Origin of the sequence: Vibrio sp. 10N.286.52.C3 (genome assembly GCF_041468865.1) — a bacterium.
Lineage (GTDB): Bacteria > Pseudomonadota > Gammaproteobacteria > Enterobacterales > Vibrionaceae > Vibrio > Vibrio crassostreae_C.
The window spans coordinates 60654-73705 of the sequence record NZ_JBFRJM010000028.1; the positions used below are offsets into that span (position 1 = coordinate 60654).

The window sequence follows — 13052 nt, forward strand, 5'->3', positions numbered from 1 at the left end:
TCAGACTATTACACCCGCTAAATCCAGTGAGCAATTTTATCAAACAGTCGGTTTTTATCGGCAGGTTTAACAATAAAGTCCGACATGCCTGATGATTCCATCTTTTCCAAGGTAACGGGAGAACTGTCACCCGTGTGAGCAATAATCGGCACCGAAGAGTATTCTTTGTCGGCACTGCGAATTCGGCGAGAAGCTTCAACACCGTCCATGATTGGCATTTCAATATCCATCAGAATTAAATCAATATCATCGCTATCCAACGCGTCTAAGGCTTGTTGCCCATCTTCTTTCTGTACGACATCAAAACCCTGCTTTTCCAATAACATTGCCGTAAATCGGCGCAGAGATTCGTTGTCATCGACCACCATGATCGTGCGCTTATTGGTAGCCTCTAACGGTTTTACAGAAACTGATGGCATCACATAGTTGGAGTCGAAAAGTAAGCGTTCGATGGTCGCCTTGGTATTCAGTAGCCAAACTTGTGTCTCCACCCAAATAGGCTCGAAAGAAATGTTACGTACACGCTTGATAGGATGACGCTCATACAAGTAAATGATTCGCGCCTCAGTGAACGAAAGTAACGATTCAATCTTATCGAGGCAACTTGCTCTTAAATCCAAGCTCTCCATGTCAACGAATATCAAGTCGAATTCGAACTGGTATTCCTTATTTTTAAGCGCTGATGCTACATCCAACACCGTGAGCTCAAACCCCATAAAACGGGCTACCTCAGTCATTTTATTGGTGAGAACTTTCTGGTCACTCACCATTAGCACAGTCTTAAGTTTAGTCAGTTCATTCTTGATTTCTTTCACCGAATGGGAAGACAAAGACGGAAAAGTCATCGTGAACTGTGTCCATTGATCCACTTCAGACTGACATTTAATTTCACCACCAAACGAGCGCATTACCTTCTGACAAAATGGCAAACCTAAGCCGTAATTACCCGATTGGCCAGTAGTATAAAAGTCCTGAAAAATGCGTCGAATCACATCATTTGAGATGCCTGATCCGTTATCGGTAACCATTATTTGATTGGCCACTTCATCACTACACATGGTGACATGAATATGAAAATCTTCAGGGCTGCGATGGTGGAATGCGTTCTTGAACAAGTTATACATCACGTACTTCAACAAAGTGTCGCTACCCAAGAAATCAAAGTTACTCTGTACGTCTAAAGAGATTGCTGATTTATCAGCAGAGCGCTTGTAATTGAAACTGTCTATCGCATCCTCAACCACCGCTTGCGCTGAATGCTTCTTAAACGTAGATCGAGAGACTCGGTTTTCATCAATTGAAGTCAGTAACAGATCTATCGTTTCGTTACCGGAATGAATGATCTCCATCGCTTCATCGCCCACTTCACGCAACTGAATCACTTCTTCATTGCTTAACGCATATTGCCCTTTTTGATCGCCACTTTTAGGGTTCGGCAATATGGACTGCATGACATCAATAGAGGTAAGTAATCCGCTTAGAGGGTTTCGCATCTCATGGGCAATACCCGCACCAAAAGACTTCGCCAATGACACCTTGTTTTCATGTTCCACCTGATTGCGGAAGTAGAACAAGTTGCCGAATAAGTAGATAAACAAAAAGATTGGCACATGCGTCCAATCCATTGTGAGTTCGAGGTAGAAGCCTTGTGCAATCCAAGCGCACAAGGTGGCAATCCCAATACCGGCAAAGGTTTGTGCAAACATCACTCTCGTCACGTGCACCAATAAAATATGGAGGAAAATAGCCGACATGAATGACATAACCCAAACGTTGGACCAATTATTCATTAGCAGCATGTAGAAGAAGAAACCTGGCAAACAGATAGTTACGGCAACTTGATAATAAGCCGGAAGGTATTTTCGCCATTCAAATGGGACGCGATTGCGAAATATAATGCCAAAGAACAATACCGAGCAAAACAGGCGAAGCGCTAAGTTTTCGTAGGGTTGCGGGAACAAAAACTCCCACACAATGTAGTAAATTGGGAAGCCGACAAAGCCCATCCAACCCACGAGGGTTAAATTCGGTTCTGCGTACTGGTAAACTTTACGAATCGCGTTCATACGAAATACTTTGCTCTCTAAGCCCTGACGTTTATTAATTCTATGATTTGGTTTTTATACTTATATTTTGGCGCCGATTATATTACACATCACGTCCGAGCAGTGAGGTTTCTATCAAATATGTACCAACGCATTTGTTTTTATTATTAAGCGTAGATGAATGATGCACCCTGCTGACGCTTAAATTTAAGTACGAGTACTTGGTTCAGGGATGGGCATGCGCGGTGTTCTTTTGATAACTGTGTTCAGCTTACTGCTATGTCACTGTTACTCGATGCATTTTTCTTGGAGTATCCCCGTAATCTATCACTGCGTAATGTTGCGTTACCCTGTTATCCCAGATCGCCATTGAGCCGTTGTCCCATTTGAAACGAACTTGAAACTCAGGGCGTCTCGCAATTTCAAACAGTTGGCTGAGTAAAACATCACTCTCTTTGCGGTCGAGTTCGTTGATATAACGAGTAAACTGTTCATTGATACAGAGCGTTTCTTTATCCGTTTCAGGATGAACTTGAACAACAGAGTGAACCACTGGCGGATTCTCCTGTGCTGTTTTAATCAAGGATTTGTGCCAATCGAGATCAATGTCTTCTGATTTTATACCTTCAAAGGCCACAAGCGAATGAGTCGCCGACAACCCTCTCAACTTAGCTTTCATATCTTCATGTAGAGATTCAAAAACCGCAGTCATAGAACACCAGATAGTGTCACCACCAATGCTTGGAATGTGTTGAGCATGCAACAGGGAAGCTTTCGACGGCAAGCTGCGCCACGTTAAGTCGGTATGCCAATAACTTTCCTTTGGCGCATTGCCACGGGTTGTTTCAATCACACTCACCTGTGGCGCACTTTCCACGCGAGGGAAGAAAGGATGTGCAGGTTCTAACGTTCCAAAGCGCTGTGCAATCATCAAGTGTTGTTCTGGAGACAAAGTCTGCCCGTCGAGAAAGATCACTTGATGGGCAATAAGTGCCTGATACACCTTATCGAGTTCATCAGCACTGCATGTAGAAAGCTCTAGTTCGTGAATACGAGCGCCGATGTGAGGAGTAATGGGTTCTATTTTCAACATACTTTCGCTTATTGGTGATATTGAGTTGCAGGGCGGATCTGGCTACTAGGCTAATCTGACTACTAACAGTAAACCGGGTAAATGCTGATTTTCTTTCTCACTTGAAATAGAAAGTCGTCTCTCCGAAACAAAAAAAGAGCTCCTAAGCTGGAGCTCTTTTCGTTTTTTGATACTTCCTGTATCCATAGACAAGTCCAATCTGTAGTACTTTCACTGAAAGCCAGATCATCGATATCTCCAGTTGTGTATCACCAATAAATCTAGCATACAATCTTCAGACTGTTCTGGGACACAACCGAGATAATCAACTCTAGTGCCAAGCCATCTCGCCGCTTAGCACTTTCGCGCCAAGTTCTAAATCGCCTTCCGTAGCCTCAAATTTCGGGTAGGCTTTCTTCATGTAATCACTGATCTCGACCGATGTTGGATTACTTTTGCTCGCCAACGCTTTTTCAATATCAGCCACATAATCCTTCGTGAAGTGAACTGCATTTATTCCTGTTGGCATTTCACCTAAATAGTGACCCGGAATTACAACCTCTGGCTCTAGTGCTTTCATACGCTCCAACGATTGTGACCACTGGCTACGAATCTCTTTCGATGCAGTATCTGCCATCCATACATGCACACCGCTATACACCGACACGCCACCAAACACCGTTTTTTCAGACGGAACCCATAGGTAAGCTTGGTGTGTATTTATCTCTTTCACTTCGATGGTTTCACCTTCGATGCTTAATGTTGTGTCGTTCATCACCATTGGAACAATCACCTTAGAGGGCGCGTTGCCTTCTAATATAGGCCCCCAGTATTCAAGCTTTGCATCTTTGGTGCGTTTGATATGCGCGACAACGGCTTCACTGGCAACGACTTTAACGTTAGGAAATGCCGAAACTATCAGTTCCAAACCAAAGTAGTAATCTGGGTCGCCGCTGCTGATGTAAACCATCGATAATTTTTTGCCTGTGGCTTTGATTTGCTCCACCAAATTTTGTCCGTCTGCGACACTGAATTGTGCGTCAAATAGAATCACTTCTTTCTCACCCGAGACCAATACCGAGCTTGCCGGGAATATCGCGTTCTCGCCGGGGTTATAGTGAGTAATGTTCAGTTCTGTCGCTAGCGCAACACTTGATGCCAGCACGGTTCCTAGGCTTATGGTTCCTAAAAGCATGCTTTTTGATAACAGGGTTTTCGATAACGTATTCATGGCTTTATTCCGATATTTGGAGTTGAACACCTGCCAACTCGCTGAATGTCCAAATATCTTATTTGATTGTTTTTAGATGAAATAGACATCAAATTAACTTTAACTGTTGCAGTTTTCGGACATATACTGAGGTCGGTTTAATTCTCTAGGCAATAAAACAATGGATAAACTCGAGGCAATGAATGTCTTTGTCACCATAGTGGAACGTGGCAGTTTGAGCGCAGCGGCAGAGCACCTTGATCTCTCACGAACCAAGGTCACTCGTTATTTGGGTGAGTTAGAAACATGGATGGACACACGCTTGCTTCACAGAACAACACGAAGCTTGAGTTTAACCAGCGCAGGTAAAGAAACACTTGAGGTCGCCAGAGAACTTTTGGCACTGGAAACATCCCTAGCTGGGATCAGAAACCAAAACCGAGAGCATTTAAAAGGTCAGCTGCGTATTACTGCGAGCTACTCGATTGTCGATAGCTTCTTGATGGAATCAATTAGTCGCTTCATCGCCAAATGGCCAGAGGTTTCTATCGACATTATCTCGACTGATCAGACCGTCAACCTGGTTGAGTCACGCATCGATTTGGCCATTCGCATAACCAACGAACTGACGCCCAATATTGTCGCGAAGCAGATCGGTGAATGCCGCTCCGTGATTTGCGCATCGCCTCAATATCTAAAAGAGAAAGGCACACCCACAGAAGCCCAAGATCTAGCGCACCACAACTGTTTATCGTTCAGTTACTTTGGCAAAACCGCTTGGACGTTCAATGGCCCCAATGGGCTCGAATCGGTTCCGATTAAAGGGAATATCAGTGCAAACACCTCAGAGGTTCTGCTTTCTGCCACACTCAAAGGCAACGGTATCTGTTTACTGCCCTTCCCTTCAGTGGAAACCTTGATGCGTGATGGTCTATTAGTGCCACTGCTTTCTGAATGGCAACCTAAAACGCTCGGTGTTCATGCTATTTATGGAACGCGTAAACAAGTCACACCGCTGTTAAGAGCCTTTATCGACCATTTATCTGACGAGATGGAACAATCGACAAGTTGGTAGAAGTACGATGCCATCACTAAGGAGGAAAACTTGCCATTAGTAAAACTGATGCAGAATTAAAATCATTAATTTTACTTAACTGTCAGTTGCTTCTATCGTGACTGCATACATCATCAATTAGCTTATTAACGCAGGGAAACTGACTATGACTGCCATTACCGATTTAGACATTTTGTTAAAGTCCATGTCACCAGAACTCATTGAAGGCAACTATGTTTTCTGTACTGTCGACGGAGCGTTAACAGACTATGTTCAGCTCAATCCAATCTCAACTTTTCGTGAGAAAGAAGGTTTAACGCTGGTTCTGGAAGAAGACGTTGCGACCAAAGCTCAGCTAAACTTCGACGGTGTATTTAGCCTTATCACTTTATCGGTACATTCGAGCCTTGAAGCGGTTGGATTAACGGCGGCGTTTGCGACAAAGCTTGGCTCTTACGGCATTAGCGCTAACGTGGTTGCGGGCTACTATCACGACCACATCTTCGTTCAAAAAGACAAAGCAGAAGCTGCAATGAGTGCGCTGAAAGAGTTTTCAGAAGTAGATTAGTAAAGAATTCGATTACTCACAAATACAAAAAAAGCGACGTAATCTACGTCGCTTTGGCTTATTGCTTAACGTGCACTCACTGATCAGGCATCAGTGAGCGAACCAGTTAAGCAAGCTTAAAAGTCGCCACTTTGTCACTTAAGCCAGCGGCTTGGCTCTTAAGTTCGTTCGACTCAGTTAAGCTGTCCTGTGCGCCCACAACTAAGTGGTCGGTAACATCTTTAATGGTCGTCACGTTCTGGGTAATTTCACCCGTCACATGTGTTTGCTCTTCAGCAGCCGTCGCGATTTGAGTCGCCATATCGCTGATCAAAGCAACTGCAGTATTGATCTCTTCAAGCGCATGCGAAGCTCGATCGGCATCTTCTACTGAATGTATTGCCAACTTAGAACTGCTCTCCATCAGCTCAACCGCTTGCGCCGTTGTACGCTGCAGGATATCAATCGTTGATTTGATCTCTTCTGTTGAAGAGTGAGTGCGCTGCGAAAGCACACGTACTTCATCAGCAACCACAGCAAAGCCACGACCTTGTTCGCCAGCACGAGCCGCTTCAATCGCAGCATTCAAAGCAAGTAAGTTGGTTTGTTCTGCAATGCCTTGAATCGTTGCGAGTACAGTCGAGATCTCTTGAGCATGCTTGTTAAGTTCGCTAATCACACTACCCGCTTCATTAACTTCATTGGCTAGGTTATTGATTGAACCTTTGGTATCCACAACCAGAGCGTGACCACTGTTAGTGCTTGTCGCTGAATCTTGCGCCGCTTTTGCTGTTTGCTCGGCATGCGATGCTATCTCTTGCGTGGCGCTCGCCATTTCAGTTACGGCCGTCGCGACCATAGTGATTTCTTGCTGCTGATGATTAAGCTCATCCACCGAACGGTTCGCACGCTGAGCACTTTGCTCTGACTGGCTGTTTAGCTGTTCTGACTGCCCACGGATATGGCCAATCAACTGCTGTAAGCTTCCAACAAAGGTATTGAAGTTATGAGCCAACTCGCCCACTTCATCTTGGTTTTCAACATGAATGCGTTGAGTTAAATCACCACTACCATTCGCGATTTGCGCCAGTGCTTGAGAAACGTGGTTCAACGGGCGGAATAGAATCGTACACAACAGGTTAAACAGTATGGTACATACGATCACCACAAGTAGCGTCACCAACACTTGACCAATCACTGCATCAAATAGTGGCGCAACCAATGAGTCATGGTTAACAACGCTCACAGTAATCAGGCTCGTTCCATCAATCGCACGTGCGTACAGAACATAGTCGCTGCCGTTCAACTCGATAGAAGTGTCTTTACCGCTAGTCAGCGCCTTTTGTACATCCGCAAAATCTAACCCAAGTGAGCTGATGTTTTTGTTCAGTAACTTAGTGTCAGGGTGCGTATAAACCGTGCCCTTATTGGTCGCGATGAACATGTAACCTTCACCTGGAAGAATCACCTGCTCTAGACTGTTTAAGATGTCTGTAATTTCTACATCAGCACCCAACACAACCTGTTGCCCATGCAGTTGCATTGCTGTTCCTAATGAAACAACGTTCGCCCCAGTTGCTGCAGCAACCGTTGGGTTATCCATGAACACCTTGCTTGGGTTCGCAACCGCATTGGTGTACCAACCCCATACGCGTGGATCATCATTGCCCGGTGGCAACACAACACCGTTCGCGTTCTTTTGCGAACCATCAGGAAATGCCAAGAAGACATTATCAAAAGAGGCTGAGTCACGAACCTGTTTTAGATGAGTCACCAAGCTTTCTTGTTTGGACTCTTTCGAAAGAGAAGTAAGCGCACGCTCTTTGGATAAGATCCAATCCGATACATATTGATTGTACGAAGCCGATGCGCCCTCTAAGCGCTGTTCAACTTCAATATCCAACCTTTGCAGTGAAGCACGAAAAGACAATGCCTCGACCAAAATCCCCCCCAGGATAATGGCCATACTGGCTGAAATCGCCAGCTTATTTTTAAGCGAGAGTTTCTTGAACATAGGAAACCTATAATTTGGAAGTAATAAACCGTGGCGAACAAATTGATTGCCAAAGCGGTTTGCAAGCGGGATATATTTTACGCTTTAAAATAAATTAAGAAACCGATGAGGAACTAAAATATTGATATATGTGAGTAAGTGCACGCATCGTAACCCATTGATTTAGAGAATGGTAAACTCTAAATTTTGAATTAATGTGCTAAACATGGTCAGCTGATGAGTGTCTCTGTTTGAGAATAATAACAGCACAGATCGCGCCATGCCGTTAGCTCATTAGGAAGGTATTTAAATGAGTTGAACGTCTGAATAGAAACAGGTTGCGAACTAAATAGTCAAAAGTTGATCAACCAAAGTCCAACGTTAACAGCAATCGTGTTTCGTCAGATGAAGTGACTGGTGAACGGTGAACAAGGCCTCTATTCTCATTGCCACTCCAACGCTCCCCTTTTAATAACGCAACATCACCACTGGCCATTTTCTGGATGTCAGATTCGTCGTTGTACAGGCCTGAAACAGAATCAGGCTTTCCGTTAGCCCCTAGCCCTAGCTTAGAACGGTCGACTAAGTCGTTTGGCAACCATTGAGTCGCAACACCATGATAAGTTGTCACCAAGCGGCAAGGCACTTGATCAAAATGGAAACGTGGGCACATCGCTTTATTCAGAACGGCTAAACGTAACCCGACTTCTTCAAGCTCAAACAAACAACAGAACATATCCACCAGCTCTGCCATGTTTTCTAACAGCGCTTTAGAGGCGGTGCCATCGGTGGCAAATTCCAACTTATCGAAAGCATTATCAGGTGATACGCTAACAGACTTACTAAAGTTTGGATTCAAGGCGATAAATTCACTGATTGCCGTCGTTAAGCCTTCATCAAACTGTCGCTGCCACACCGCTATATTAATATCACTTTGGTAGATATCCGCTAATACCGTTGGCTGCTCAGAAGCACTCAAGCTTGGCTTGTGATTCGCCTGATCCTGCATACTCACAGCTGAACTAATGTTGAGTGGCTGGCTGCTATTGGTAGCCAAAGGCTTGGTTAACACGGCATTCATTACGTCGTCTCCTTGATACATGCTCATCGCTTCCCTTTTACCAACAGAATAATTATTCTTGGCAAGAGTGATTTTGGTTATGTTATAACATAACCAAAAATAAACAAGTCACTTCGTCGATCATGATTCCAGTAATACAGCGACGCTCTTCTTTTCCTGCGGTAATTTTTCGAATGCTGAACTAAGCTTCTCTCAATCACTCTTTCCAAAAAGTCATTTTAAAAACGTACGACTCAAGAACGTAAACCTGTGAATTCATCAATCTGGTGACAACTTATGAAAAAACTAATCTCTACATTCGGCCTCCTATGCACCGTTATCTCCGCTCAATCTTTCGCGGAGTCGGGCTACACATTAGATCCGAAGTTATCGAACATCACATTCGCGACCATTAAAAAGCAGTTTGTTGTCGAGCCCGCATCCATCAAACCTATGTCTGGAGGACTTACCGAAGAGGGTCAGTTTTCAATAGTATTGGACTTGAAAAGCGTGAGCACCGGAGTCGCTATTCGTGACCAGAGACTGAATGAACTCTACTTTGAATCGATGACTTTTCCTGAAGTGAAGATCTCTGGGAAGGTTGAACCGTCGATGCTATCTGGTGATCCAAAAAGAACAACAGTAGCAGCGGAAGTTACTTTACACGGCGTAACCAAAACGATCGATTTCCCAGTTGTGGTGGTTCCATCCTCAGGGTTTGTCATGGTTAGCTCAGCTTCGACAATCATCGTCAACGGCGCTGATTTTGGGATATCGACAGAGAATCTAAACAAACTTTCAGCGACCGTGGGTGGATTAGCGATTTCCGACCAAATCCCTTTAAGCTTTAACCTACTTTTCGACCAATAATGGACTTATAACTATTCCTTTCTATTCTCCCTCATTTCACATTCATCAATCGTTTGAGAGCGGTGAATGTGAGTAAGAGTACGCGACAACGCAATAAACTGAATTAGGTTTGAATAAACTAAACCAAAACTTCCACTCCATTTCCCCAAGTCGGTCGTATAAACATCCCTCACAAAGTATTAAATTGAGCGTTATATAGGCTCAGAGATGTCGTTGATGTCACATGTCGTTACACAGCATGACGCCTTAAGGCTTTACATCTTGGGCGAGGTAAACAACAATCCCTGAGAATAAATCCATAACATAATGTATTTAGAAATTATGAGTAACACAGAAAACAAAAAATCGAGTCCTCTTTTCGAAGTCGTGTTTAACGTCTTTCTTCCTTCATTCATTTTAATGAAGTTCAGTGGAGATGAGCTTCTCGGAACAGGCTTAGCATTACTTGTCGCACTAGCCTTCCCTATTGCTTACGGTGGCATGGAGTTGATCCGCAACAAGAAGTTCAACTTCATAGCGGCGCTTGGCTTCGTCAGCGTGCTATTAACGGGCGGTATTGGTTTCTTTGAGCTAGACACTCGTTGGTTAGCACTAAAAGAAGCATTAATCCCTGGTCTAATTGGTTTGGCGGTTCTTGGCTCTACCTTCACCCGCTACCCGTTTATCCAGAAAGTTATCTTCACACCGGCCCTGTTAAATATCTCTCTTATTGAAGAGCGCCTAAAGCAGCTCGGTAACCAAGCAAAGTTTGATCGTTGTCTAATGACATCCAACTACCTATTCGCGAGTACTTTCGCATTTTCTTCAGCTATGAACTACTTCCTAGCGACTTGGATTGTGACTAGCCCTGCTGGCACCGCTGCCTTTAATGAAGAACTTGGCAAGCTGACACTTTACAGCTACCCAGCAATCGCCATCCCAAGCATGCTGATGATGTTAGGTATTTTCTACTACATTTGGCGTCAAGTTCGCACGATGACATCACTAGAAACAGAACAAATTTTTATTACTAAATAGTTCTGAATTAACAAATCGCTCTGACAGCATAACATGAAGCCCAGCAATTAAGCTGGGCTTCTTTGTTTTTACTCTTTCGTTATCAACGTGATAGATGACAGCTTCGATTTGGATTATGAATCGAATGGGCAACCCTAATGCTCTTTTCTCAAGTAAATTTGGGCAACATGTCTATAAACCAATAATAATCAATGAATTGCATTGATTGAACCGACAGATGCTTTTATAGTCAATTCTGTTGGTTACTTTACAAAGCTCTACCCGCTCACTGACATTATTTCAATTGCTGTTGATAAGATCGCATAAGCTAGGTGCTAAAGGTAGACGCCAGCCGTACTCAATAAGGAATATAGATAATGAACAAATCTCAATTAGTTGAACACATCGCGACTTCTGCAGACATCTCAAAAGACCAAGCAGGCACAGCACTAAATGCGCTAGTTGAAGGTATCTCTACTTCGCTTGCGAACGGTGATGACGTATCGATCCTTGGATTTGGTAGCTTTAAAGTTAACTCTCGAGCTGCTCGCACTGGTCGTAACCCGCGAACCGGAGAAGAGATTCAGATTGCCGCATCAAAGACGCCAGCATTTAAAGCGGGCAAGGCACTAAAAGAGACGTGCAACCTGTAACACAAAAAACACAAGGAAGATTACGATGACGACTAAGGAAAAAGCGAAAACGAGCCGAAGCAAAAAAGCAGGCAAGTCGACTAAAGCGCAAGCCGAAACGCCTAAGACTCGTCAACGCATTGAAGAGCTTCTCGAAGAGCGTGAACTGGCTAAACTATTAGAACTTTAGTTTATATAAGAACTAAAGTTTAGGTTTAAGCAAGGTGATAGTTTGTTATCGTTCTAATGCCACTGCAGATTTGTAGTGGCATTTTTGATTTAGGAGCAAGCGCCTCTAATAAATAACATTGATACCCCTCCCCACTAAAGCGACAAACACATCTGTCCAAAATCTGAACGCTAAGTAACTGATTGAGTTACATAGCTATACATATCCATACTTACCCAAATCACCTTTTTCACTATCATCATTTTCTTGTTATTGGTGAGATTATTGGAAGGGTTCATGACACGACTATGTTCGAGCAATCCTTCTTCTTTGAGGTGATTATGAATGTCGTTCGCATGGGGATTGAAGCAAATACCCATAAAAATAAGGGTAAGTACAAAGCGATAGTTAAGTTTACTATTCGAGCCCTGTTTTATTATTCAGCTACTCGAAAAATGAGTAATAATTTCAACTCTGAAGAGAGAAAGTTATTATTTATCAAGCAACCCAACTTCCTTTCTAAATTTGTGACTCCCTACTTATGTACTGGCTTTAGCAATAAAGAAAAGACCGATATCTTATCCAAACACTACGACTGGTTTGAAAACACCTTCGCAACAGAAGCTAGACACCAAATCTATAACGAAAGGCTCAATCTTTTAAAACTTGAGATAGATGACAACGTTTATCTGGTTAATCTCAGCTTCGAAAGAAACGCGAGAAAAGAAGGTGAACTGACAATTTCATTGACCAACTCTCAACTCGAAAAAATGTATACCATTTCGTTTACTGTTTTCGACAACAACATCTACATCGGCGGTATACAGGGTGGCGCCAATGACAATGGATTTAGCCGCACATTCACCAAAGCTTTTTACGGTTTAAGACCTAAATCCTTCATGGTAGAAACACTACGACTGCTCGCTATTAACTTGGGTATCGACAATATCTATGCGGTAAAAGAGTCTGGTCATGTCTCGAACTCATTACGCTACGGTAAGAAAAACAAAGACATCAGCCTTAAATACGACAGTCTGTGGGAAGAGCACGATGGACAGGTGCATGATAACTATTTCTATCGTCTCCCGACAAACCCGAACAGGAAAGATCTTGAAGCTCTAAAACGTCAAAAGCGTAAGTTGTATCGCGAGCGTTATGCCTGGCTAGATCTGTATGAACAAGATCTGAAGAACGTAATCAGTCAGCACATCCGTGATCCTGTTCATTATGCTCATGACAGTTAATTTGGCTAACCTGTACTCGACTCGCTAACGCGTATTACCTTTACTAGCGTGCTTTAGTCTAATCACAGCCCTTGGACCAAACGCTCAATCCCGAGGTGATAGCTTCAAAATAAATATTAGACAATGCTAATTTACATCTTTATAGTATCTAGGTATTTCG

Annotated in this window: 12 protein-coding genes; 7 read left to right on the forward strand and 5 right to left on the reverse strand. The window is 43.4% G+C overall.

The features are described 5' to 3' along the window. Nucleotides 1–17: 17 nt before the first annotated feature. From AB4138_RS11275 to AB4138_RS11285, 3 genes are all read right to left on the reverse strand, one after another. Entirely contained in the window at nt 18–2066 is a 2049-nt protein-coding gene (locus AB4138_RS11275; protein WP_372306077.1) for a response regulator, read from the reverse strand. Nucleotides 2067–2322: 256 nt separating this feature from the next. Beyond that, nucleotides 2323–3138 carry a TauD/TfdA dioxygenase family protein gene (locus AB4138_RS11280; protein WP_372306080.1) on the reverse strand — a complete coding sequence of 272 codons (816 nt, stop codon included), beginning with the start codon at nt 3136–3138 and terminating at the stop codon, nt 2323–2325. A 310-nt stretch (nt 3139–3448) separates the two neighbouring features. Beyond that, entirely contained in the window at nt 3449–4348 is a 900-nt protein-coding gene (locus AB4138_RS11285; protein ID WP_372306082.1) for a Vmh family MBL fold metallo-hydrolase, read from the reverse strand. Between the two features lie 160 nt (nt 4349–4508). Between AB4138_RS11285 and AB4138_RS11290 the strand changes: the two genes are divergently transcribed. Continuing rightward, nucleotides 4509–5402 carry a LysR family transcriptional regulator gene (locus AB4138_RS11290; RefSeq protein WP_017059121.1) on the forward strand — a complete coding sequence of 298 codons (894 nt, stop codon included), beginning with the start codon at nt 4509–4511 and terminating at the stop codon, nt 5400–5402. Between the two features lie 145 nt (nt 5403–5547). Next, nucleotides 5548–5949 carry an ACT domain-containing protein gene (locus AB4138_RS11295; RefSeq protein WP_017069835.1) on the forward strand — a complete coding sequence of 134 codons (402 nt, stop codon included), beginning with the start codon at nt 5548–5550 and terminating at the stop codon, nt 5947–5949. A gap of 106 nt (nt 5950–6055) precedes the next feature. Here AB4138_RS11295 and AB4138_RS11300 read toward each other — a convergent pair whose 3' ends face one another. Both AB4138_RS11300 and AB4138_RS11305 read right to left on the reverse strand, forming a co-directional pair. Further along, on the reverse strand, nt 6056–7942 hold the full coding sequence (locus tag AB4138_RS11300) for a methyl-accepting chemotaxis protein (protein WP_017069836.1): 1887 nt from the start codon (nt 7940–7942) through the stop codon (nt 6056–6058). Between the two features lie 343 nt (nt 7943–8285). Continuing rightward, entirely contained in the window at nt 8286–9002 is a 717-nt protein-coding gene (locus tag AB4138_RS11305) for a DUF1826 domain-containing protein (RefSeq protein WP_372306222.1), read from the reverse strand. A gap of 276 nt (nt 9003–9278) precedes the next feature. Here AB4138_RS11305 and AB4138_RS11310 point away from each other — a divergent pair, with 276 nt between their 5' ends. The 5 genes from AB4138_RS11310 to AB4138_RS11330 all read left to right on the forward strand — a co-directional run bounded on the left by AB4138_RS11310 (nt 9279) and on the right by AB4138_RS11330 (nt 12892). Continuing rightward, the gene (locus tag AB4138_RS11310) at nt 9279–9851 is read left to right on the forward strand and encodes a YceI family protein (RefSeq protein WP_017069838.1); all 573 of its coding nucleotides are present in this window, start codon (nt 9279–9281) and stop codon (nt 9849–9851) included. A gap of 321 nt (nt 9852–10172) precedes the next feature. Next, a complete protein-coding gene (locus AB4138_RS11315; RefSeq protein WP_136974849.1) occupies nt 10173–10868 on the forward strand; it encodes a VC0807 family protein in 696 nt (231 codons plus the stop codon). 356 nt (nt 10869–11224) lie between these two features. Continuing rightward, nucleotides 11225–11500 (forward strand): HU family DNA-binding protein, encoded by a 276-nt coding sequence (locus AB4138_RS11320; RefSeq protein ID WP_017059113.1) that lies wholly within the window; start codon nt 11225–11227, stop codon nt 11498–11500. Between the two features lie 25 nt (nt 11501–11525). After that, nucleotides 11526–11669 (forward strand): hypothetical protein, encoded by a 144-nt coding sequence (locus AB4138_RS11325; RefSeq protein WP_017059112.1) that lies wholly within the window; start codon nt 11526–11528, stop codon nt 11667–11669. Between the two features lie 320 nt (nt 11670–11989). Then, nucleotides 11990–12892, forward strand: coding sequence for a VirK/YbjX family protein (locus AB4138_RS11330; protein WP_136974869.1), 903 nt, complete (start codon nt 11990–11992; stop codon nt 12890–12892). The last annotated feature ends 160 nt before the right edge of the window (nt 12893–13052 follow it).